This window comes from Alteromonas ulvae, assembly GCF_048987005.1.
Classification (GTDB): domain Bacteria; phylum Pseudomonadota; class Gammaproteobacteria; order Enterobacterales; family Alteromonadaceae; genus Alteromonas.
The window spans coordinates 1,135,874-1,160,686 of sequence record NZ_CP185261.1 but is presented as its reverse complement, the minus strand read 5'-3'; the positions used below and the strand labels follow the sequence as shown (position 1 = coordinate 1,160,686).

19 protein-coding genes are annotated in these 24,813 nt (G+C 42.3%); 10 read left to right on the top strand and 9 right to left on the bottom strand.

Features of this window, described 5'->3' with window-relative positions; all coding sequences use genetic code 11:
• Window positions 1–3: 3 nt before the first annotated feature.
• The 9 genes from pseF to ACOJR9_RS05050 all read left to right on the top strand — a co-directional run bounded on the left by pseF (window position 4) and on the right by ACOJR9_RS05050 (window position 9,754).
• Entirely contained in the window at window positions 4–708 is a 705-nt protein-coding gene (gene pseF, locus ACOJR9_RS05090; RefSeq protein WP_420936054.1) for a pseudaminic acid cytidylyltransferase, read from the top strand.
• A 1-nt stretch (window position 709) separates the two neighbouring features.
• Window positions 710–2,272 (top strand): hypothetical protein, encoded by a 1,563-nt coding sequence (locus ACOJR9_RS05085; RefSeq protein ID WP_420935279.1) that lies wholly within the window; start codon window positions 710–712, stop codon window positions 2,270–2,272.
• A complete protein-coding gene (locus ACOJR9_RS05080) occupies window positions 2,269–3,408 on the top strand; it encodes a Gfo/Idh/MocA family protein (RefSeq protein ID WP_420935278.1) in 1,140 nt (379 codons plus the stop codon). The genes ACOJR9_RS05085 and ACOJR9_RS05080 overlap by 4 nt, the downstream gene beginning before the upstream one ends.
• 1 nt (window position 3,409) lies before the next feature.
• Window positions 3,410–4,462 (top strand): pseudaminic acid synthase, encoded by a 1,053-nt coding sequence (gene pseI / locus ACOJR9_RS05075; RefSeq protein ID WP_420935277.1) that lies wholly within the window; start codon window positions 3,410–3,412, stop codon window positions 4,460–4,462.
• A 9-nt stretch (window positions 4,463–4,471) separates the two neighbouring features.
• Complete coding sequence (locus ACOJR9_RS05070; RefSeq protein WP_420935276.1) at window positions 4,472–4,726, top strand: acyl carrier protein; 255 nt, start codon at window positions 4,472–4,474, stop codon at window positions 4,724–4,726.
• The gene (locus ACOJR9_RS05065; RefSeq protein ID WP_420935275.1) at window positions 4,726–6,249 is read left to right on the top strand and encodes a class I adenylate-forming enzyme family protein; all 1,524 of its coding nucleotides are present in this window, start codon (window positions 4,726–4,728) and stop codon (window positions 6,247–6,249) included. The genes ACOJR9_RS05070 and ACOJR9_RS05065 overlap by 1 nt, the downstream gene beginning before the upstream one ends.
• Window positions 6,246–7,319 (top strand): FkbM family methyltransferase, encoded by a 1,074-nt coding sequence (locus ACOJR9_RS05060; protein WP_420935274.1) that lies wholly within the window; start codon window positions 6,246–6,248, stop codon window positions 7,317–7,319. Before ACOJR9_RS05065 ends, ACOJR9_RS05060 begins: the two co-directional genes overlap by 4 nt.
• A gap of 72 nt (window positions 7,320–7,391) precedes the next feature.
• Entirely contained in the window at window positions 7,392–8,444 is a 1,053-nt protein-coding gene (locus tag ACOJR9_RS05055) for a putative sugar O-methyltransferase (protein WP_420935273.1), read from the top strand.
• 278 nt (window positions 8,445–8,722) lie between these two features.
• Entirely contained in the window at window positions 8,723–9,754 is a 1,032-nt protein-coding gene (locus tag ACOJR9_RS05050) for an SPASM domain-containing protein (protein ID WP_420935272.1), read from the top strand.
• A gap of 213 nt (window positions 9,755–9,967) precedes the next feature.
• Here the strand turns inward: ACOJR9_RS05050 and ACOJR9_RS05045 are convergent, their stop codons facing one another.
• From ACOJR9_RS05045 to ACOJR9_RS05015, 7 genes are all read right to left on the bottom strand, one after another.
• Window positions 9,968–13,330 (bottom strand): 6-hydroxymethylpterin diphosphokinase MptE-like protein, encoded by a 3,363-nt coding sequence (locus ACOJR9_RS05045; protein WP_420935271.1) that lies wholly within the window; start codon window positions 13,328–13,330, stop codon window positions 9,968–9,970.
• 312 nt (window positions 13,331–13,642) lie between these two features.
• Entirely contained in the window at window positions 13,643–14,071 is a 429-nt protein-coding gene (gene fliS, locus ACOJR9_RS05040; RefSeq protein ID WP_420935270.1) for a flagellar export chaperone FliS, read from the bottom strand.
• Between the two features lie 17 nt (window positions 14,072–14,088).
• On the bottom strand, window positions 14,089–15,522 hold the full coding sequence (gene fliD / locus ACOJR9_RS05035; RefSeq protein ID WP_420935269.1) for a flagellar filament capping protein FliD: 1,434 nt from the start codon (window positions 15,520–15,522) through the stop codon (window positions 14,089–14,091).
• A gap of 13 nt (window positions 15,523–15,535) precedes the next feature.
• On the bottom strand, window positions 15,536–16,003 hold the full coding sequence (locus tag ACOJR9_RS05030; RefSeq protein ID WP_420935268.1) for a flagellar protein FlaG: 468 nt from the start codon (window positions 16,001–16,003) through the stop codon (window positions 15,536–15,538).
• 94 nt (window positions 16,004–16,097) lie between these two features.
• Window positions 16,098–16,919 (bottom strand): flagellin, encoded by an 822-nt coding sequence (locus tag ACOJR9_RS05025; RefSeq protein ID WP_420935267.1) that lies wholly within the window; start codon window positions 16,917–16,919, stop codon window positions 16,098–16,100.
• A 726-nt stretch (window positions 16,920–17,645) separates the two neighbouring features.
• Window positions 17,646–18,470, bottom strand: coding sequence for a flagellin (locus ACOJR9_RS05020; protein ID WP_420935266.1), 825 nt, complete (start codon window positions 18,468–18,470; stop codon window positions 17,646–17,648).
• A gap of 870 nt (window positions 18,471–19,340) precedes the next feature.
• Entirely contained in the window at window positions 19,341–20,162 is an 822-nt protein-coding gene (locus tag ACOJR9_RS05015; RefSeq protein ID WP_071979692.1) for a flagellin, read from the bottom strand.
• A gap of 238 nt (window positions 20,163–20,400) precedes the next feature.
• On the opposite strand from ACOJR9_RS05015, the gene ACOJR9_RS05010 reads away from it, so the two are divergent.
• Window positions 20,401–21,387: a hypothetical protein gene (locus tag ACOJR9_RS05010; RefSeq protein ID WP_420935265.1), complete on the top strand. Its 987-nt coding sequence runs from the start codon at window positions 20,401–20,403 to the stop codon at window positions 21,385–21,387.
• A 93-nt stretch (window positions 21,388–21,480) separates the two neighbouring features.
• Here ACOJR9_RS05010 and flgL read toward each other — a convergent pair whose 3' ends face one another.
• Window positions 21,481–22,704 carry a flagellar hook-associated protein FlgL gene (gene flgL, locus ACOJR9_RS05005; protein WP_420935264.1) on the bottom strand — a complete coding sequence of 408 codons (1,224 nt, stop codon included), beginning with the start codon at window positions 22,702–22,704 and terminating at the stop codon, window positions 21,481–21,483.
• A gap of 7 nt (window positions 22,705–22,711) precedes the next feature.
• Window positions 22,712–24,799, bottom strand: coding sequence for a flagellar hook-associated protein FlgK (flgK, locus tag ACOJR9_RS05000; protein WP_420935263.1), 2,088 nt, complete (start codon window positions 24,797–24,799; stop codon window positions 22,712–22,714).
• Window positions 24,800–24,813: the final 14 nt, after the last annotated feature.

The following is a 24,813-nucleotide window of genomic DNA, read 5'->3' as shown; positions in this document are numbered from 1 at the left end:
CCTATTAACATTTGTATTATACCGGCGCGTGGTGGCAGCAAACGTATACCCCAAAAGAATATCAGAGCTTTTTGCGGCACCCCTATCATTGGATATGCGATAAAAGCGGCGTTAGAAAGTCAGTTGTTTGATCACGTACTGGTTTCCACCGATGATGACCAAATTGCAGAAGTGGCCATTTCTATGGGCGCACAAACGCCTTTTATTCGGCCCGCCGCTTTGTCAGATGATCACTGCGCCACCTTGCCAGTAATTCAACACGCTATCACTTGGGCACAATCAAATTGGGGCAGTCTGGACTATGTATGTACGCTTTACGCCACCGCGCCTTTTGTGACTTCACATGTCCTTACTGCTGCATATCAACAGCTTATCGAACAACCTCAGAAAGAGTATGCGTTTGGTGTTTGCCCTTTCCCGTCGCCAATTCAACGAGCGTTTAGGAAAACAACAAACCAAGGCGTCGAAATGTTTAACCCGGAGTATTTCAATACTCGCTCTCAAGATTTGGAAATGGCGTTTTTCGATGCAGGGCAGTTTTATTGGGGTAAAACTGATGCCTTCTTAAAGGGCCTGAATATGTTTGAACATCACAGTTTACCCATTGTTTTACCACAACATTTGGTACAAGACATCGATACGTTAGACGACTGGTTGAGAGCAGAAGCAATGTTTAAAGCCAATAACAGCATCAAAGGAACAGCTTGATATGCAATGCCTTTTTGTCGTTTCAACGTTACCAGAAAAAGGGCTAGGTCATCTTGTGCGATGCAGAGATCTAGCGCATTTTCTGGTTGATAAAAACATTGACTGCTTATTCGCGGTTGACTGGTACTCACAAGACATTGCTTATTTCTTAGACGATTTTCAGTGCATCGTTACAACGAGAGCGGCTGATGAAGTGATTACTCTTATTCAATCGGAAAACATTGCGACACTTATCGTTGATCACTACGGCATAGATGAAACGTGGGAGAAGCAAGTCGCACCGCATTTGACAAAGCTTGTGGTCATCGATGATGTGAAACGTAGGCATTACTGCGATGTTTTAATTGATTTTAAATGGCGAGGTAGCAATACCACTTCGGCTTACGAAGGACTCACCAACCCAGATGCCGTCCATTTGTTAGGGCCGTCTTATGCGTTAATGCCTGCTCTATCAAGACAAGCGCCTGCGCGAACAGAATTCAAACCTTCTTCGCTGCAGCTTAGTCGTATCATGGTCGGTCATAACTTTCTCAGCACGGCGCAGGTTATGGCGTTGGCGACACAATTGCCAGACGACGTTCTAGTAACACTAGTAGTCGGACCTCACGACAATATATCTGGTTCAAAACTGCAGTCGTGCACTAACGTAGAAATCCTTGAAGGGAAAACCGAACTTTTCTCACAGCTAAAAGACGTCAGCTTGTACGTTGGTGCGGCTGGCGGAATCATTTACCAGCTCCGCGCACTCAATATTCCCATGTTATCCTTCGCTGTATCGGACAACCAAACGACAAAGTTACCCGACCTTGAAGATATAGGCCATTACTTTCACGTGCCTTCGTTGAAAGAAGCAATGATGCCAAAATTAGCGGCCTGCGTACGCGTGTTTCTGCAACAGCATAAAAGAGTTAAAGCGCTTGGCGACACTGCCGCGGTAAACGTCGATACGTTAGGCTGTGAAAGAATTTACAATGCTATTTATAACAATAAGATTGACAAAACTACCACCAACGTCATAGGTAAAACCTTTATTCCATTGTGCAATGGGTATGAACTCGAAACGGTTGACGACACTCACATCAACCGCTATTTGGCAGCGAGAAACCACCCAAAAAACCAAATGCGCATGATTGACCACAGCGAAATATCGAAGCTTGACCACTATACATGGTGGTTTAATACGAAGCGCCAGTCATATTTATTATACGAAAGCAAAGTGCCACAGCTTTACATCTGGCACGAAAGCGTAGTGGTTGACGACAAAACATTTCTTATTGGGGGGTGGTTTGTCGTAGAAAAAGAAACCAACTTTCAAAGTGCGTTGGTCGCACTGCAATGGCAGTTAAAACACTGTGAAGAACATCTTGCCGACACCCCGTGGATTGCAGTCATTCACAAAGACAATAAATTTGTACAATTGCTCAACAAGTATCTTGGGTTTGAAGAAATACCCGCGACACATGCTTATGATAGTGTTTGTCAAAGCTTATTCCCCCACGCGAATAGTGATGAATTTCAGCGCGTAATGAAAGTGCCTTGCACGAAAAAGGTTCAATCGTCATGACAACAAATAGTATGAATTACAAACCGTTGAAACTAGGTTTTATTGGCGGCGCACACACTTCAGCGGTGGGCTACACACACTGGTGCGCCAGCCAACTCGATAATCGCTGGCAAGTTACATCGGGTTGTTTTAGTCGGGATCTCGACCGTTCCGTAGAAACAGGAAGCGTTTGGGGATTAAAACAAAGCGCATGTTACAGTGACTGGCAACGCTACATCGATGAAAAAAAAGCCGAAGTCGATGCCATGTGCGTACTGACGCCTACACCAGACCATGTGGATATCGTTTGCCGCTTGCTTGAGAATAATATCCCGGTAATTTGCGAAAAAGCCATGGCTGCTAGCCTGTCTCAGTCACTAAAAATAAAACAGGCTTTAGAGAAACACGGTGGCTTCTTAGGGGTCACGTTTAATTACAGTGGTTATCCCATGGTCCGAGTGCTGAAGAAAATGATCGACGATGGTGATCTTGGAAAGCTATTAAAAATGCGCATTGAAATGCCGTCGGATGGCTTTATTCAACCACCTGAAAAAATGCATCCACAGCCTTGGCGTCTGCAAGATGGTGAGATCCCAACGCTATTACTCGATCTCGGTGTCCACGTCCATCACCTTTGCGGCTTTCTTACCGGGCAAACCCCCGCTTCTGTTTTAGGCGATTTTAATAACTTCTCTATCTTTGACAGCATCGTCGACGACGCACATTTTTGGGTGGAGTATAAAGAAGGACTTAAAGCAGACTATTGGGTAAGTAAGACGGCGCTAGGGCATCGCAATGGTTTAAAGTTTACCTTGTACGGTGACAAAGCAAGCGCAACTTGGGTTCAGGAAGATCCCGAACACCTTCATATTGCGCACTCTGACAGCCGTCGCGTCATTGTCGACAGAGGAAACTGCGAGCACAAAGAAGAGATTAGAGAACGATTTAAACCGGGTCACCCTTCTGGCTTTATCGAAGCGTTTGCCAACCTATACAACGACCTCGCCGATTGTTTAACGCAATTCAAAGAAACTAACGTCTTTTCATCACCCTATGTTTTTGGCTGGGCGCATGCTCATGAAGGGTTAGCAGTATTAGATGCAGCAAGTAAGGCTAATGAGAGCAAGCAGTGGGTATCACTAGGGGCAGAACAGTAAAATGCAACACATAGCTATTGGAGACAGACACATTGGAGAAGGGCAGCAGGCCTATATCATCGCTGAACTTTCAGGAAATCATGGTGGCGATATTAACAACGCGATTGAGCTTTTAAAAGCGGCGCACAGCGCAGGCGCCGACGCGATAAAAATTCAAGTTTATCGGCCGGATACAATAACGCTTAAGTCTTCAAAAGAGGACTTTCTTATTCCTAGTGCCAATGCGTGGGAAAAGTACAATTCGTTATACGAACTTTACGAGCACGCCCATACGCCGTGGGAATGGCTTCCCACGCTGTTTGAAGAAGCGCAAAAATTGGGGGTGGAATTATTCGGTTCAGTTTTCGATGAAAGTTCAGTCGATGAACTTGAGCAGTACCCCTGTAAGGTCTATAAAATTGCATCACCTGAAATCGTCGACCTTGCTCTTCTTGAAAAGGTTGCGAAAACCGGTAAGCCCGTCATTGTCTCGACTGGGCTGGCCAATTTAAGTGAGGTCGCTAACGCGGTAAGCCATTTAAGACTGCACGGTTGTGTCGATATCGTTTTACTCAAGTGCACTACCGCTTACCCTACCCCTCCAGAGGAAGTGAATTTAAAAACTATATCTAATTTAAAGGACACCTTTAGCTGCCTGGCTGGACTTTCTGATCATACGGTAGGCATTGGGGTAAGCATTGCTGGCGTTGCGTTGGGGGCGTGTGTAATCGAAAAACACATCAAGCTCGACAATTCAGAAGAAACCGTAGACAGCTTCTTCTCGTTGACCATTTCTGAGTTTCAACAAATGATCAATGAAATAAGAGCCGCAGAGAAAGCTATCGGAACCGTTAACTACGATTTGACACCTGAAGCACTCAAAAACAAAAACGGTAAACGCTCTCTCTACGTCTCCGGCGACATGGAAAAAGGTGAGGTGTTTACAGAAAAAAACATTAAATCAGTGCGACCCGGCTTTGGCCTTGATCCTAAGTTTAAAAATCAAATTTTAGGAAGGAGAGCAAAGACAAAGCTCACGGTTGGCGACCGCCTTCACTGGGATGTCATTGATTAAGGAAAGGTTATGTCACAAAGTCAAATTACTCAGTTTATTGTTGAATACATAGAAGAGAACACAAATGAGGCTGCGCAATCAATTGACGCTACCACTGAATTCGCAGCGAGCGGCATCTTAGATTCTTTCGCTATATTAAACCTCGTTATAACGTTAGAGAGCGAGTTTGAAATCAAGTTTTCTATCGATGAGCTTTCAGATGAGTCAATTCGCACTGTCGGGCCATTAGCCAGGTTAGTTTATGCTAAACGAGGTGATAGCTAATGAGGGCGTTATATTCGCATATACGGGCAATTCAAAATCTCCAACCAAATAAGATAGCGCTTTATTTTGATGGACGAAGTTACACCTATCACGAGCTTTTTGAACTGACCTTAAAATGTGAATCATTACTCCTACACGCCAACATTTCACACCCCGTCCGTATGGTGGTGATGTCAGAAAGTGCTCCCTGCCTTATCGCGTGGGCCCTTTGTCTTGCCAAGACCAACAGTACACTCATACCGGTCAACTGCCAGTTAACGCGCGAACAGTTGAAAACCGTGGTAAACGCAGCCGACGCGAATGCTGTTTTTTGCGATGAAAAGTTCGTCAAAACTTGCCGAACGATAGATGCAAAAGTGCTGTTGACGAGCGACGAACTTGACGCCGAGCGCTCAACCACCACAGAAGCCTATGTCGACACGAGCGGCGCTGACATCGATGATTTTTTAATCACGTTTTCATCTGGGTCTACTGGTGATCCGAAACCCATTATGGTGGATCAAGCCACAAAACTCGCACGCGCACAGCAGACGATACAACTGTACGGTATAACGGCTGAAGATGTCGTTTTGTGTGCATCGCCTTTTTTCCACTCATTAGGACAACGGCACGTTTTTGTTGCATTGGCGGCGGGTGCAACGCTCGTTTATATGCGACGTTTTACACCTGCAGACTGGCTCGCGGCCGTGCACAAATACCAAGTTAGTTTCGTTATTGCCGTGTCGTCTCACCTTCAAGCGCTTAAGGATGATTTGGTGTCTAATTCAGATAAACTTCAGTCTCTAAACACCATTGTTACGTCTTCAGCGCCCATTTCCAATGAGTTGAAAAGTGATTTGTTTAAGTATCTTGGCTGCAACTTTCATGAGATTTACGGCACAACGGAAGTGGCTATAGTATCGAACCTCTACCCTTCAGATGCTGATAAGAAATATGCAACCGTGGGGACTATTTGTGAAGATGTCGAGATCAAAATTCTTAACGATGATTTAAGCGATTGCGATAAAGGAGAGATTGGCGAAATCGTGGTTAAAACGCCACTTTCATTTAATGGATACTATGGCAAAGACGATGTTTATTCACAAAGTCTTGTAGACGGTTTCTTTCGAACCGGCGACGTCGGAAAAGTGGATGATGAAGGCTTTTTGAGTTATGTATCGAGGAAGAAAGATATTATCATTTCGGGCGGTATTAATATTTACCCGAAGGACATTGAAGACATATTGGCCACCTGTGATGCTATTGACGAAGTCAGCGTTATTGGTGTTCCAGATGACTTTTTAGGTGAAGTCGTCGTAGCGGTTTGTGTGGCAAACAATACCGCTGAACGTGCATTAAGAAAAATAGCCAATAGTCAGCTTGCACCATTTCAAAGGCCGTTGAAGTACTTCTTTGTTTCCTCTCTGCCGCTTGGGCCCACCGGGAAAATACAGAAAAACGTGCTTAGAGAAGAATACGCGCCGCTGAATACAGATTGGACCCTCCCTCTAAGAGCGTTAATGTACGCAGAGAGCAAGAAATGAAACGATATATATTTGGTGCAGGGATCCAAGGAAAAGCCTTTATTAGTGCTTTATCGAAAAGTGGTCTCAAAGTCGACGGGTTTGTAGATAATTTTTCAAACACTAAGACTTATCTAGGGCTTCCCGTAATAAAGCCTGAAGAGCTCAAGGATAAACACTGCGAGCTCCTCATTTCAGTAGGACTTATAAGCCATGTAATAAAAAATAAGATGGTGAGCCAAGGGTTTACGCGATGCCTAGATTTCACGCAAAGTGTATTGGCCTATCCAGGCATTATTCATGAACTCAAAACAAAGAGTATGTGGTGGCATGATAACCTTGAGGAACGTCTAAATCTGAAACGGATAAGTGAATTTAAATCATTGTTGTCTGACACGAAAAGTATTGAGTTGCTAGAGCAGATAGTTCGCTTTCGCACCGCATTCAAACCCGAAGATTATGTGATTCCTCAACTTGAAGAAATTCAGTACTTTCCATCTGACGTGAATGTTTTTGGTGCGCTAGACGACATTCGCTTTGTAGATGCGGGGGCCTTCACCGGTGATACGCTCAAAGCCCTATGGAACAACAAAAAAGACCTGCGTGTCAGTGGCATAGCGTGTTTCGAACCGGATAATCAAAATATAAAAAAACTGCAGGAGACTGCTAGATCACTCGACATCTCGCGCAATCTATATATCTATCCTACTGGTGTGTGGTCTACGATGGCGTTGCTATCGTTCGACAGCTGCGTAGGCTCGTCTAGCGCGATCACAGAGTCGGGTGGAAATACAACCATACCAGTTGTGAGCCTTGATGATAGTGTTTATCACATGGCGCCCAATTTCGTTAAAATGGACATTGAAGGCGCCGAGTACAATGCGCTCCACGGCGCGAAAAAGATAATCAAGGACTTCACGCCGGTACTCGCAATTAGTCTTTATCATAAACCCCAAGATCTTTGGGAAATTCCGTTACTCATTAGGGAGTACTGTGTTAACTATGATATGCATATCAGAGTTTATGGTGATATGTTGCTTGAAACCGTGTTGTATTGCATTCCAAAAAAATTAGGGCATAAGCGTTCATAGAGGTTTAAAGGAAGCGATGAACAGCTACTTAAAAACTAGACGCTTCACTGAAAGAGTTTAAAGAAGAAAATTATGAGTCCGGATATTTTCAAACAAACATGCGAACAAGCTTTCGACGACATGAAAGCGCAATCAGCATTTTACCAACCCACAGAGTTCTGGGCCGAAGCGTCAGAAAAAATTTTCGAAAATTTAGACAGCGAGGGCATCGCTAACTTTCGCCGCGCTTCACTGCCGCTTTCCTTTTTCGTTCCCACCTATGGCCAACCTGGCAATGGTTTGGGTCAAACGAGCGAAGCGTTAATACAGTCACTGGCAAACCATATCAATCTATCTGAAAAACAAAAGCAAACGCTGAACGCTATGTTCACTGGTAGACAGCAAGCAGAAGCTGATTATCGCGTTTTACTGGCCAGTGTTTCATCTAACGCTGACACAGGCCTGCTTAGTTTTTCCGAAAGTGAAGTTGGAAATCCCATAGAGCACTTTGAATTTGATGGAAATAAATTCAGCCGCTCAGCGCTTAACTACCTGCTTGGACTCGCTTTTTTAAATCAGTTTACTCCGCTTAGTGAGCTTCGTACTGTTATAGAAATTGGCGGTGGCTTTGGAACGCTTGGCGAGATCTTAACTAAAACGAATAACAACGTGAAGTACATGGACTTCGATATCGCGCCAACGCTCAACGTCGCAGACTACTATTTGTCGAACGTTTTTGGGCGAGACAATGTCGGGGGCTATTTTCGACAGGAAACACCTGAGAGCGCCGGTAAAACTGCTCGCCCGCTGAATGTTTTTGGGGCTTGGCAGATAGAGGCGCTCGACGAACCCGTCGACTTATTCGTCAACTTCATTTCATTTCAAGAAATGGAGCCTGAGGTTGTACAAAATTATCTAAATCATGTAGATAGAGTTAAAACAAAATGGGTATTGCTGCGCAATATACGCGAGGGTAAACAAACCATTAAAGAGCATGGGTTTGGCGTTAACGAACCCATTTACACCGAAGACTACAAAAAAATGTTGCCCAATTATGAATCCGTTTCAAGCAATGTCAGGCCTTTTGGATTAAAAACCTTAGATGGTTTTCATTCAGAACTGCTATTGTTTAGAAGGAAGTGCTAGACAAAACCACTTGCTTTCAATTCTTGATTAACCTGTGGGCCATATTGCTTGCAATTAAAAGGTACTTAGACTCACAGGATTTCAGGAAACATTATGATCATATACGACCAAACGTAGCTCACTAAATTAGCAGCCTCCAGTTGAGTATGCAGGGTAAGCAGCATGAAATAAAAAATATAATCGATAGGATGGCACTAACTTAGTTGACGGGGCAACTTGAGTTAACAGCCACGTGTACTAAATAAAATTGTTTCAAATAAATTATATGAAGGAAGAGTATGAACTATTTTCAAATGGTGGGGTTTAATGGGGAGACGAACTTAAAGTTACTTATGGGAGATACTTCTGCTGGTAACTTGAAAGAACTTGATAAAAAAGTGTTATTTAAGAGACACGTTGAAGTTATAAACCTTGAGTTATCATACGAATGTAATCGAAAGTGTGATTACTGCCCTGTCAGTTTTTCTGATAGACAAAACTCTCAGTCTTACTTGAAACAAAACCTTCTAGAAAAAGTCTGCATAGAGTTATCCGAGGTAAGGTACGATAACAAGATATCATTGAACCTTTATAATGAACCCCTTTTAGATAAAAACCTAGCTAATAAGATCTGCACTATTCGTAAATATCTACCTGCTGCTCATATTGGGTTTAATACCAATGGTGATTTTTTACGACTACCTCTACTTAAAACGCTTTCTAACAGCGGATTGGATCATGTTTGCGTTACATTACACCCATTACCTAATGTTGTTCAAAATAGCACAATAATTCAACGCCGCTTATTTAAGCTATTGGAGAAACTTAACTATAATGATTTCGATGAAGAATTGGATATTCGTTTCATTGAAGCTAACAGCTCTATCTCGTGTTATATAGAAGGTGTAAAAATATTAATCCAATGGCCAGACTGGAGAAGAGATGGTACCAATAGAGGTGGCACACTCGAGAAAAATAGTGCTAAAAAAAGTATAAGAACCTCCCCTTGTGCTAGGCCGTTTCGTGAATTTACAATTTTTTATGATGGTAATGTGCAACCATGCTGTGAATCATTTCACGATAACAAGCTTAACTTAGAAAATGTTGGTAATATTTCAAACCAAAACATATTTGACCTTTATACATCAAGAAAATTAAGTATGATGAGGCGCTCATTGTATGATTTCAGTGAGAAGTCAGGGATTTGCTCTAATTGCACAGTTGAAGACTTTAGTTCATATTCCGAAGATAAATCTAGAAAAGAGTTAATAGCTGAGATAATTGGACCCTCTATTTCCTCGGAAATCCAATGCAAAACAAGCTATGATTAAATCTCAGCTCTCCCTTCAAAGATAAGGTCCAAAATTCAGATATTAATAGTGGCACTCGTGGTCAAACTGTGAACACTCGGAAACGGTCTGGAGTTCGCCATCAATTTCTTCGGTTTATAACTCTAATATCAAGCCCTTGTCTTTCCACTCGATTAAATTTCTTGGAGTTAACCTCTCTTATAACTATGATGGTAGCTGATGAATAGTTAGCGTTCAAAGCACCAAGAAAAGATTCTCTTCCCTAACAAAAGGTAAAAACCTAAAACGTTCGTCTGCACCACTCACCATCTCTTCTTCACTCAAATACTCACGCGTGAAAGCTGTATAATAATAAGACTCATAACAAGTAAAGGGCGACAAGCAAGTAAACTCCGTTAGATACTCAGACAAGACATCAAGTGGCTCTCTTTCAGTGAGCTTAGGCACCACCACTTTCACTGACGGGCTGCACGTCGCTGCATTTAATGCAATAAAAAAAGCGTAGTTCTCTTTATTATCAAAGCCTTCGAAAAGATAGTTCTTATTACTAAAGTACGGAGGAAGATAAACAAGCAATGCGTCAACGTCTGCACTTAGCAAGCTTTCCAAATCTCTTTGATTGGTTACAATCAAGCACAACTTTTCGGCGCTTTGCAGGTTGAAAACCAAGTTTTTTTGGTAAAACTCAATCCGAAGCTTGTCGCTGGTTGGTGAAAGCTCGCTGAAATTTATGCCAAGTATATCTGAAGCATAGGCCAGCGCCGACTCTGCGTGCTTACTATATGCCTTTAGGCTCTGACCAGCATAATATTCAGGAACTCTGATCTGAGCACGCTCTAGTGGGCTACATGATATAAAGTCCAGTTCGTAAGGGGCAACTTCCATACTTACGCTTGTGTCAGCCAAAAATAATATCCACTGTTCTCTAATTCCATTGAGCAGCTCTAAACATTCTGCATCGTCTGACATATTCAGTGTTTTACTTAATACGGTATTTACGTAATTTACCGAGCCATGCAAGTAATAAATTACTATAGGCTTGTCGTCTCTAAACAAGTCGATAATCACTTTTCTACTGTTTATTATCGCTTTTTCTGCGTCAACTCTTCCTTTGAATGGTTTACTCATCACTTTTTCAAGCAAACGGAGACCGTAGAGTAAGTCGCTGTTTTTGACTTTCTCATTAAAACGCTCAGCAAAAATGTCCTTATCGAGCGTTTTGTGTGCCGTATTTTCTAACCAGTCTATTGCTTCGGCCTTTTTATGAGCGTCCGACAGGATCAGAATGTTTTCAGGCTCCAGAGGATTGGTACGTTTTATTTTGGCGCCGTCATTTAAATTGTAGACATCGACGTCCGCACCAGCGTTGCCTAACGCCAATTCAATGATGGTCTTGGACATCTTGAATTCGTACTTGGTATTGACAAACGGCCTCAAGTTACCCTCTACAGTTAAAGACGTATTGTAGGCGCGCGTATACTCAATGTACTCTTCCCCATCCTCCAGATAATATCCAGACTGTTTAGAATGGTGATGTTTGTGGTCGACAAAACCCAAATCGACGCCAAAGAGATAAATTTGCTTGAACCCGAGTTCTAACGCGCAGTCAATCGCAAAGTTAGAAACTGTTGGGTAAGAATATTTCAACGAGACAAATTCGTGTTCGCTAAATAAAGACTCAAGAATAAGCGTTGCTGGCTCCCCTTTCTTTAATGACAAGAACGCGTTCTTATAGGCATTGATGACATCGGGGTGAACACCGTTACCACTGATAAGGGTGATTTTTTTTAGATAATCTTTGTCATTTATTCTGACCAACCAGTCGTAGGGCGACCTATTTACTTCCAAATCAACGTGATAATCAGGCACGATGTGGTTTTTATGCAGTACCTGTAAGGCCGTGCCACAGCTAATGACTATCGCATTCGCGTGCTCTTCTTTCAAAATAGGGAGAAGATTATCTAAGGACGGGCCGTTGCCTACGATAAATACCGGTACGTCATTGAGAACGCGCGGTTTCGTTTCAGTTTTTAACAAGTATTTGAAATTATTTTCGACTGACCATTTGCTATGCGACACGATATAGCGAGAATTCTCAAAGTTATCACTTAACCCTATAACGAGCCTTATTTCTTCTCGTAAGTTATTCAGCGTGGGTTCGAGCACGTCGTTATCATAACTTTTAAACAAAAACATGTTTGCCAGGTTGTAACTACCCACCCTATCGAACTGAGTAAGAAAATCGCGCACCAAATTTGAACCATCGTCACCGATATTGAGATAAATACTGCTCTCACTGGCATCCATTTTTTTCAGCAGCGCTGTCCAATCTATTGAATATAAAGAGGAATAAAAAAAGTCACGATTAGGCTCATAAACAAACAGTTTGCCAATTTCGTGGGCGTCCAACAAACACTGCAGCTGGTAGCCATTCCCTATACCGAATAGAAGTAACGATTTAATACCGTGATTTAAAACAGTACTATCTGTCGTATACTTTTTCACTTCGTTTTGAATTCTTACAACTGTGCGATAGTGAAAGTGAGGATAAAGTTTTCCACCGGTGTAATTCAGAACCAACTCATCTCTACTAGGGTTGTCTCTAAACATTGCATAAATGTTTTCGGACTCTTTTTTGGCATTGTCGCCGAGTAAGTAGGTTTCGTGCTTTATGTTAAGCAAATTGACTTCGCCGGCCGCGTTAGCGACTACTTGCCAGTGCAGTGGGGTATATTGTGCAAATTCATCCGCGATATCGGGAAAATACTTTTTAAAAGCCTCTAGGTTGCGTGCGAACCTAGCGTGATTAAGGTTATCTGCGCTCCACAATGAAGACGTCACTACTGGTGTCCACTTAGGCACGTAATTTTCAAAACGGATATCTTTTATACTTGGTCTTAGGTCCCAGCTTAAACACCAATTATTAGCCGCCAATTCGTCGCGAATATCATCGAACTCGCTACAGTGATAATGAAAATAAACCAGTGACGAGGAGACACCAAAGGCGCCGTGCAACTCATTCAGGTCTGAAAAAAGCGACTTGCCGTTATTAGATATTTGAAGATAGAGAGATACCTTTTTCCTTCGCGCAATGTCAAAAATGCGTGGCCACACTCCGGCATAAAGTGAACAAACCAAATAATCCATATTGGGTTCATAAACAACCATATGTTTGATATCAGTCGCGTTCAGCAGCTCAATAAGATGCCTACCGATCCCAACGCCAAAGACAACTAGAGCTTGTTCGTTTAAACGAGGAGTGTTTCCAATCGAATTGCTCTCAGGAGTTATGAATTGTAAGTACTGTGGGTTAGCCAAAAACAAATCGACGTGAATTGAGATTGACTCCGATACTGCAGAACCGTAGAAAACCGTCCCTGAGTTCGATTCCACAATGTCAACTTCACCATCCTTATTTACGAACACTGAATGATGCTGGAATGTGTGGTTTTTGAGAAGCCTATAAATAGAAGGGACATTACGTTGAAAGCTAGTTAAACTTTTTTTGTAATTCTTTGTAATCGTGGGAAGTAGCGCTTCTTCCTTTTCTAACTGTGATTGCTCTTCATCTATGTACAGCTGTATGGCTTTACGCATTATTATTTGTATCTCTTAACTGCATGATTCGCTCGTTTGAGATTTATTACCTCACTTTTTGCTTCTTCAAGCAACTGTAATGTGAATACTTCTAAGCGTTTATTCTGTTCAAGTTCTAGCGTTACGAACTGTTGCCTGTGCTCCTCGGTTAGTTTACTTATCTCTCGAGTAACAAGTTTGTGCCTAATTGAAACAAGTCTAAGTAAGGCCGTTAACTCGCTATTCGTGCTCCTTAGCTCTTCTTCTATCTTGCTGTTCACTAAACTCAAAAAAAGAGGACTAGAAGTGTTATTAAGACATATTCTTCTGTCATCATCCATTCGAGGCTGCCATACTCTTTTTTTCGTATGCTTCTAATTTAGCGCTTTCAGGAATAGAAACCCATGCATCCCTTATCGGTTCTAACAAGCTATAAGCTTCATCGAGCTTTGAAGTATCATTGTTAAAATGGCCGTCATTAACGATACCAATAATATAATCATAGAGTGCATACAAATTTTCAGCAATTTCTCCACCGATATCAATATCCAACGTGTCTCTCAAATACATAACAATTGACGTTGCTTTAGTCACAAGTTTAGATTTATTAACGAAATCTCTTCGCTCCATAGCTCCTTTCGCATAGGCAATTCTGTCCATGGCACCTTGAAGTAGTAATAATGTGAGCTTATGCGGATCAGCCGTAGACACATCTTGTTTTACACTTGTTTTTTGATAAGCTTTTATACCACGTAAAGACATAATGTTTTAAACCCCTTTTAAAGCAGTGCTGCAAACAGAGCTGAGCCGGTTTGATTAAGCTGAGAGATAGTTTTATCTAAATTAACATACCTCGATCGCACAGTTTGTTCGAAGCTCGACATTCTCAACTCCAATGTTTCTCTTGCCGTATCGACACTTTCTTTTTCATCTCGAGCACTGCGCTCTCTCAAACTAATTAAACCACTCGATGAGGAGTACTGTTCAATCAATTCATCAAGCCTAAAAGCAATACCGTCATTCTCTTGATTGAACAGTGTAGAAATATCGTCGAAACTATCTTCAAGAGCGTCGTCAAGCCGCGCCTGACCGGCACCAAGTCCGAAATCAGTTGAGCCTATTTCTAGTCTGCCGTCTTTATTGAGCTCTATGCCCAGCTCAAATAAGCTGCTTACTGATGAACCTGAAACTTGTTCACCAACGATAGTAGATATTCCTAACTGTAATCCCCGCAACAATGAGTCCCCTGCTAACGGTCCATCACTGTCCTCTTCAGTGGCTCCGTAGCGAGTAAGCTTCTCTATCTCATCAATTAATGAATTGTAGTTACTGATAAAGCTTTTGATGTTCTCTTCTACACCTTCTTTATCAAAGCCAATAGTCAATTTGGTTGCTATTTGTACGCCGTTATTGTCTCTGGGAGACAATTCATTGGCGGTAAAGGATACATTTTGGATAGTATTTTTGAATTCGTTACTAGCGCTCTGCACCTCAATTCCATCGATTACAGCAATGGCGTTCCTAGCCCCTTGAATGTTGTTGGCATCGATATTATTAGTTCCACCGGTGGTTGATAACCGGTCAAGTTCGGCATTTCCGGTATCATTCGTTATTACCAAATCATTACCGGCCCCAGCTTTTTCAGACTGAATGACTAAGCGAGGTCCATCGTTAGTACCTGTATCGATAATATTTGCAGTGACACCGAAATTATTCTCTGAGTTATTGATGAGTTCTCGAAGTTCGGAGAGCGTTGTTGCAGCACCTATCTCAACTGTGAAACTATCGTCGGCGCCGACGCTGAATGTCAAAGAACCAGTTCCAGAAGATAATAAAGTATCAGAACTGGACACAAAAGCCCCTGGATCTGTAGTAATTCGACTTCCTGACGCCAATTGTTGCACAGTGATATCGTACGAGCCACGCAAAGCTGACGTAGAAGCATCTGCTGATAGCGTATCATTTTCTTCGAAAGGGTTAATTACCGATGCTTGTCGACTCTTGAGGTTACTACCATTGCGTAACTCTTCGATTGCATTTTGGAAGTCTGAAACTTTTGACTTAATTTTTCCTAACGCTGAGATTTCAGCATCGACGGCCTTTTCTCTTGCATTAATACGTGTTTCTTTTGGTTGCCTTTCTGCAGAAATGAGCTGTCTTACTAAATCATCGAGCGCTAGACCCGAACCAACACCAAGGGAACTTATTGACATAACTCACCTCATACTAAACTTTATTGTTTATGAATACTCCAACACTGCTTCCGATGTCCTGTTGCAAATTTTGGATACGCTCTGCAAGCATCAGTATTTCCTCTGAAGGTATCTGTCTGATAACATCTCCAGAGTCAGAATCAAGCACGGTTACTACTGACCGTTTAGTGTTTTCGTCTATAGAGAACGATAAGTTGCGATTTTGCCCCTGCAAAAAGGACTCCACACGAGATATTGCATCACCCAATTGACTATCATCTTCCACGTTGTTATTTATATCGGACGTAGTTTGGAGAACTTGAGACAAATTTTGGCTTACGTTTCTTAGGCTTTCTGTAGTTAAAGGTACAGACTGTGAACTCACCTCATTACTGTTACTGACTTCGCTCTGCTGAACCTGTGGCGATTGCACTGGCACTTCCACTTTGACGGGTAAGGCAGAAGCAAAAATCTGACCACCTTGAGTATTTTGAATATTCATCAACGATCTCTCCACTTAAATGACAAAAAGGGCGCCTACGTATGCGTAAACACCCTTTACTTTTCACAATTAAGTATACTTGCCAAAAGTATGCTTAACCAAGTAAAGACAGCGCTGCTTGAGGGCGCTGATTTGCCTGACTCAAAACCGAAAGAGATGCCTGCTGAATGATTTGGTTTCTTGTTAAGTTTGCCGTCTCTGATGCAAAGTCTGTGTCTCTGATTTGTGCACGCGCAGCGGATACATTTTCAGAGATACTACCTAAGTTTCTAATTGTAGATTGAAATCTGCTCTGAATAGCCCCTAACTCAGCTCTTGTTGAACCTATTGTCGAAATTGCAGCATCTACCTGTGCCATAAGTCCAGATGCACCGCCGGCGCTCAATACATCGCCAGTTACCGCTAGACCAGTGGCGCCGAAACCGTTAGTGTTAGTAATTGACACATCAATTTTCTGGTTTTCATTCGCACCAACCAAAAAGCTAGCGCTAAAACTACCACTCAGTATTGTCAGGCCGCCAAACTCTGTATCTGTACCAATACGAGACATCTCCTCTTTTAACGCCGTGACTTCTTCGTTAAGCGCTACCCTATCGGCAGTGCTATTTATTCCGTTCTGTGCCTGTACTGCAAGAGTTCGAATGCGCTGTAACGCGTTGGTAGTCTCTGATAGTGCTCCCTCTGCAGTTTGAGCTACAGAAACTCCGTCATTTGCATTACGACGAGCTTGGTCCAAACCTTGAATTTGCGACGTAAGTCTGTCAGAAATCTGAAGACCCGCAGCATCGTCTGCAGCGCTATTAATACGGAAACCCGACGATAAACGTTCAAACGATTTGCTTAATGAGTTGCTTACGTCAAATAACTGACGTTGTGCATTCAAAGACGACGCGTTTGTATTTACAAATAAAGACATAAATTACCTCCTGGCGATCTGACGCGCTACTTTACCCCGCCAGATCCTTTCAGTTTGAGTTGAATCGGTCACTACTCCGCTTCACCCCCCCATTTAAAAGTAAATTGAATTACCCCTCAACAATGTTATCGACAGCGTTCTGAACTTCTTTAGTATTTTTTTATTATTTTTCCGCTTGATTCTTATTAGGTTGATTTTAAGGGCTTAATTTGCAAAATTTTGTATCAACAATTATCAGACAAAGAGAGATTTGATTAAAAGATCGTGATTACTCATGTAACGTCCCACTATCACTCATAAGAGAGTAAGTTGCGGTAACCTCGATAATTTTGCATGGTAAGCAGTCAATATGGCATTAAGGCTAGATTTTATCTTTCAGATAAATGGTGTAATCTCATCATTTTAAATTACACGTTGGTACAAAACCTGCTTAACTTTACACGGAGCGGTTTATGCTTATCTATAATTGCTTTTGGCAGGGGTTTCGGCAACAATAAAAAAAGCCGAGACAAAAGCCTCGGCCAACTTGCTCTAGTTAGGAGAATGAGCAAACGCTGTTTCAACCTACGAACAAATATTTATTAAGATGAACTGGCCTCTCAACCAATGCTTCTAATTTCTGTTTGTAGGCTTTTTGTATGGTGACGGCCTCATCGGCCGTCATTTCTCAATAGGGAATGACCTCTCAACTTCTTCCCATTATTCTTGGTATTCTGACCTAATCAATTAACCACCTAATAAAGACAACGCAGCTTGAGGACGCTGATTAGCCTGAGACAAGATTGTAGTGGTAGCCTGCTGCAATATCTGATTACGGGTCAATTCTGCCGTCTCAGCGGCAAAGTCAGTGTCTCTAATACGTGCTCTCGCCGCTGAAACGTTTTCCGAAATGTTGGCAAGATTCCTTATTGTAGATTGAAACCTGTTCTGGATTGCACCCAACTCAGCTCTTGTCGAACCTATTGCAGATATAGCGGCATCCACCTGCGCCATCAGTCCAGAGGCACCGCCAGCACTCAATACATCCCCTGTCACTGCTAACCCAGTCGCTCCAAAACCACCTGTATTAGTTATTGAAACATCTATTTTTTGGTCTACATTAGCACCTACAAGGAAGCTCGCATTAAAACTTCCACTCAGAATTGTTAGCCCTCCAAATTCGGTATCTGTCCCAATTCGAGAAAGCTCCTCTTTGAGTGCTGTTACCTCTTGGTTCAGTGCCACTCTATCAGCAGTACTGTTAATACCATTTTGCGCTTGGATAGCCAGCGTGCGGATGCGCTGTAACGCGTTAGTACTCTCTTGCAAGGCTCCTTCAGCAGTTTGCGCTAGTGATATACCATCATTAGCGTTTCGCTGAGCTTGATCTAAACCCTGTATTTGTGAAGTCAGCCTGTCTGATATTTGCAGTCCAGCCGCATCATCAGCAGCGCTGTTGATACGAAAACCTGAAGATAGACGTTCGAAGGCCGTACTCAAATTATTGCCTGTTGTAAACAACTGACGTTGAGCATTCAGTGAAGACACATTAGTATTTACAAATAAACTCATTTTCTTCTCCTAACAAATTAAAATTTAAACGCTATTATTATTTTTATTTTGCATTTCTGGCATGTTAAATGCTTATATTGATATGTCAGAGTCTTCTGACGCTCTTTTGGCACACTACCAATGGAGTCTTACAAGTAGAGAAGGTATCTTCTCTTTGCTGGCTGGTGAGATTGATGTTCCAGACCTCAAACCTCTCACTACCTCCTGGTTTCATTCTCGCCTGTCAGCAGCTCCAACCTTCTAACAAATCTTTATATTTATCGACATTAAATGGCAATTACTTTAGTAACTTTTTAAATTGTAGATTTAACATATCAAGATTTTGATTTTAATGATCTTTAATTAAACTTACTTTATTTATTTTACGTGAATAAAGTCTTTTTTAGTGCCTTACTATTGGTTTTATAAGCACTTGGGAATAAAAACACTCTTTACCTTCCCTTTGTATTAGTTATCGTCCTATTACATATTTTCCTTTAGCCTTTTTTACATTCTGAGATAAAAAAAACAATTATATTTAAAAATTTGCTTACTTTTCATAGCTTTAAAAGCCATTAAAGAACAAAAATTTTTTAGTCAAGTGTAGAAAAATAGGGTGTTGAATTTCATGCTCCACGTTGTAAACAGAAGCGATAATAAAAAACGGTGATTATCGTTGAACAATGTTGATGGATAAGTAAATACAAGCTGGAAGTAGTGAAAGTTTTCAGAGGAAATCACAAATGTGATGTTGTATTTGATAACCCTTTTTAAACGAACTACAAAAAAACCAGCAAATAAACTATGTCTAATTGCTGGCTTTAACAGTTAGTAGGCACCAAGGCACTAGCCCTTGACTTCACTCTAGGAGTAGTCGGCTGATAATAAATGTTATCCTAGAAGCTGTAGTGCGGCCTGAGGACGCTGATTAGCCTGAGATAGTACAGTGGTACTTGCCTGCTGAATAATCTGATTTCGGGTTAAATTTGCAGTCTCAGTAGCAAAGTCTGTATCCCTGATTTGAGCTCGCGCTGAAGATACATTCTCAGAGATATTGCCTAAATTTCTAATTGTAGATTGAAATCTGTTCTGAATAGCACCTAACTCAGCTCTTGTCGAACCTATTGTCGAAATTGCAGCATCTACCTGTGCCATAAGTCCAGATGCACCGCCGGCGCTCAATACATCACCAGTTACCGCTAGACCAGTGGCACCGAAACCGTTAGTGTTAGCGATTGACACATCAATTTTTTGGTTTTCATTTGCGCCAACCAAAAAGCTAGCGCTAAAACTACCACTCAATATTGTCAGGCCGCCAAACTCCGTATCTGTACCAATACGAGACATCTCCTCTTTTAACGCCGTGACTTCTTCGTTGAGCGCTACCCTATCGGCGGTACTATTTATTCCGTTTTGTGCCTGTACTGCAAGAGTTCGAATGCGCTGTAACGCATTGGTAGTTTCGGATAGTGCTCCCTCAGCAGTTTGAGCCAACGAAACGCCATCATTAGCATTTCTCACCGCTTGGTTTAGCCCCTGAATTTGTGATGTTAATCTATCCGAGATCTGTAAACCCGCAGCATCATCGGCGGCACTATTGATTCGAAACCCTGAGGATAGTCGCTCAAAAGAGGTAGTTAGCGAATTGCCAACATCAAATAACTGACGCTGGGCATTTAATGAAGACACGTTAGTATTGACAAATAAAGACATGTTGTCTCTCCTACTTTTTAACCCAGCAGCAGCTGGCTGTCGGGTTTTCCGACGTTTTGTTTTAGTAGCCATCAACACCTGAGGGGTAATTGATGAACTGGCTCTCTCAGAAACTGTATCGACAATATGTAACTTCCCTTTAGAAATAATTACGATTTTTGCCGATTAGCGGTAACATATTGCCGCCTACTGCCTTATTTAAGAGTCGTAACTATAAGATTTTCATAGGAGATTTTTAGTGATAGATAAATTAAAAATACATGCAATCACTCAGATCTCAGCGCCAGCACCTCACGCTGCATTTACTGATTTATGCGCGGATCCTTTTGATACATCTGCTCCATCGTTGTTTTGCACCTACCGCGAAGCTGATACGCATGTCAGTCCAAACGGTAAAATTATCGTTGTGCACATCAATAGAAACACGTTGCAGCCAATGCACTCTGTAGCAATTGAAATATCAGGCACTGACCTTAGAGATCCAAAATTTTCTTTCGATGGCGAGCGCCTTATCATCACCGCTTATGCCAAAACCGTTTTAGATGACGGCAGCCTTTCACGTCGAATGGTAAGCTATAGCTCTGACAAAGGATTGTCGTGGTCTGAACCGCATCACTTTGGCGACGACACCTGGTGGATTTGGAATTGCGATTGGTTTAAAAAAACCGCCTATGGCTTTGCATACAACCGCAAAGCAGAATTTATTAGCCTGTACAAAGGCAATCCGCTCCAGTCTATGGAGCTCTACCAGAAAAATGTATTTGGATTAGAAAAGTCAGGAAAGGGCTATCCCAACGAAAGCGCACTTCTTTTTGACAAGCGTGGCAATGCGTTCGTATTTTTACGCCGAGATGCCGATACATTTAGCGCACAATTCGGCCACTCAACGCCTCCATATTTAAATTGGGAATGGCACGACCTAGGAATTTATATTGGTGGACCAGCTGCGGTCTTTTTAGGAGAGGGTAAGTTTTTGGTTTCGGGACGACATGTAGACTGGGAAACACGAAGTTTCAGCACTCGAATATGGCATTTTGATGTTAAATTAAAAAAGCTCACTGAGCTCATTACTCTTCCAAGTGGCGGCGACACCAGCTATCCTGGCTTGGTACTCAATGACGACATCCTTTACGTATCCTATTACTCGAGTCACTGTGATGAAGAAGCACGAGTGTACCTCGCTAAATTGAGCGGTGTATCAGCCTTACAAAACAGTAAGACATAGTATGGTCGTGCCATACTAATGTGCTCAACAAGCTCTTGTTTTCAATGAGCAAAACCGAGTTTTCAAATACGCACAAATTTGGTTTAACACGCCTTAGATAAAGTTAAATAACGACAAGTTGGTTACTTTTGGAAACGTCGCAAGTGCCGCATTTAGCGCCGTCTCTTGCTGAGCAAATTTGGTCGATGCTTCAGCGTAGTCTACATCTTGAATGGATGAACGCGCTGCTTTAGCAGCAATTTCCATATCCAGATTAGTTTCGTAAGACGATTCTGCAATATTTAGTCGACTGCCGATGGACGCCCTTTCTAAGGATATTCGCTCTAACCCGTTATCTAGCCCTACCAATGCATCGGCGATAGACTCTTGAAGCGCGCTGTTATTAATCGTGCTGTCTAACAGAATCTCTTGAATCTCATGAATTGCTTGGGCCATGCTTTTCTTTTCTGGTGTATCAAGAGAAAAATCTATACTGTTGCCGGCAACGGCAGTAGCTTCAAATTGCATGCCTTTAATCGTGAAAGGTTGACCCGATGTAAAAGCTACCGTATCTACTACCGTGCCCGTGCCTTGATTAACCAGTTCCGCTTGTCCACCGGCTAAAAAATTCACCCGATAGCTATTGTTAGCTGCATTCACAGGGTCGAAGTTTTTATCAAAAAACGTATCGAATGTTCCCTGCTCTTTTACCGTCGCGCTTTCTAAAGTGCCTACAGCACTTCCTGTCACTGAAAATTTAAAACGAGAAAGCACGTTTTCAAACACATCATAGCCATTGCTAGTTGATTGAATTTTTGAGCTGTTCGAGAGCTGAATAAAGCTTACGCCGGCATCACCATTAAAGGAAATCGCATTGCCTGTCGATGCAGGATTAAACGAAAAGGCCTGATTACCTGACTGATAACCTGCATAAAGGTAGTTTCCATCGGCATCTTGGGTGTTCATTAAATCTAACACTTCTAACTTTATTTGTTCTAGTTCTGCACCAATGGCTCGTTTGTCTGGGTCAGCTAGAATACCATTACCTGATTGTACAACGAGTGTTCGTGCTCTGTTTATGGAGTTAGTGATATTGGTTAACACCGCCTCCTGCTGCTCAAGCGATCCCGTAACTAGATCGTTATTCCGCTGAAATTGGGTAAGCTCATCGATTTCTTCGGTAAGCCTTAGCACTTTTGCGGCACCAACTGGGTCATCACTGGGTGAAATAATGCGTTTACCTGTGGATAGTTGCTCTTGAGTTTTCGCTAAATCACGTTGATTATTCATGATTGAACGGACGCTTTGGTCATAAATTTGATTGGTAGAAATACGCATTTTTTAACTACCTCGCAGACTGTAGTATGGTGTTAAAAAGCTCTTGGGCCGTGGTAAGAATACGAGCAGCAGCTGCATAACTTTGTTGATACTTAATAAGATTAGAGGCTTCTTCATCCAGACTTACACCGGAAATAGACTCAAACCAATTCTCAGACTGTACTTTCATTGCTTCCGCTGAGGCAAGAGACACACTTGCCATAGACGCTTCACCGCCCACCCTTCCCACTATGGATGCATAGGCATCTTGAAACGTTCTAGGCTTATTCGAAGACTGGCTACTCACCTGAACCGATGGATTATTTTGAAGCATAGCAAGATTAAGTGCATTGCTATTGTCATTAAATCCATCGGTGTTAAAGCTAATTGAGAAACTGTCACCCGGTCTAGGAACGCCATCAACACTCAGATCGAAACCTGGATAGTCGTTTAGCCCTGCAAAACTGGCAGGCCATGTGCCACTGTTTTTAGCCTGTTCTATAAGATTATTGAGGTCGGTTGCTCCCGTTACCGTGGCAATAGTAGCCCCAGTTCCGTCAAGAACGTTAAACGTATCAGTGGCGGTAAACACTATTTGTGCTGGTGCTGCTGTATCAATCCCGCCAGCTCCATCAAACGCAGATCTATTTGCGCCGCCACTCACGATGGTGTTAGAAACATCAACATTCCTTACACCTGCATTACTGAGATTTGCATTATCCGCTTGTGCTCTCACGGGCGTTGCAAACGCTAAATCTTCAGGCCGCCTTGTTGCTAAATCGATGTCTGATGCGACCGTTTTTGTAGGTTGAATCAAAAAGGTGTTGCCAACAGCGTAAGAAGAGGTTCCTGAGAAATCGACTTCTATTCCACCGGGTAGCTCATTAAACCCGGGCGTTACTGCTAAATTTGAAAAAATGATATCGTTGCCTGAGCCATCTTTTTTCGGTGTTCCGTCAGGGTTTAACAGGGTAACTTCAATTTCACTAGGCACTCCAGCAGCGATGGCGGTTACTTCAATTTTATAATCCGCATCGGTGAGTTCCGCGCCTTTACCTTCTGTAAGCTGGCCGGTAACAATGTAATCGCCGTTTGTATTGTCGTAAGCCATGGCACGAAATGAAGGGATGTCAAAAATATCCCTGCCTAGTTGACCGTCTAAGTCCATACCGAGTTTATTTTGTTGGTTCATTGCATCAGCAAACGCTATGGATAACTGACCCACATCGCGCATTGTGGTGCCAAGCACTTCATTTCGGTAACGAAACAGGCCCCCAATAGTACCGCCTAGCTCACTTTCTAGTGTGGGTATAGAGGTATCATTTTTTGTTGCCGAACCAAAATCGGTCTCAAGATTTAATCTTTTCGCACCCGAATCTGCACCACCGCTCATTTCAAATAAATTGAAGGCGCCATTTTCTAAGACCAAGGATTGACCTGACGTAAGGTTAATAGTTACGGCACCATTTTGTGAACGACTTTCTTGAACGTTTATTCCCATGATTGAAGACAGTTCTTCAATGGCTCTATCGCGCTCGTTGAGCAATGCACTGGGTTGATCGCTAGTATTATTGCCATTCGCTATAACAATGTTTCTATTCAATCCACCAATATTTTCTATCAGTGTGTTGGTTCTATCCACCAGAGACGTTAACTCTAAGTTAAGCTCTTCTTCTTTCTCAATCATGTATTCAGAGAGCGTTTTCATTCGCTGAAACAGAGATTCAGCCTTACCTAACACTTGTTCTCTAGACGCCAGATTGGTTGGGTCATCTGCCGCCGTTTGTAGCGCTGAGAAATATTCACTTAATCCTTTTGAGATAGAATTTGCCTCGCCGGCAAGTAGGTTGTCGATGGCAGTTGTTTTTGATGAAAAGGCCTCAAGTTCACCCACTGCAGTAATATCACGACGGAGTTGGTTTTGAGCAAATACATTAATAATGCGCTCTGTATTGCCAATCTCCACGCCAAAAACCTGGCTATTATTAAGCTCTGTGCGCTCTCGTACGTACCCTGGTGTATTTACATTGGCGATATTATTACTGGTTGTCTGTAGTAATTTTGCGCTGGCATTAACACCACTGGTAGCAAGAGAAAATAAGTCAACTGAACTCATGGTTTATGCCTTCC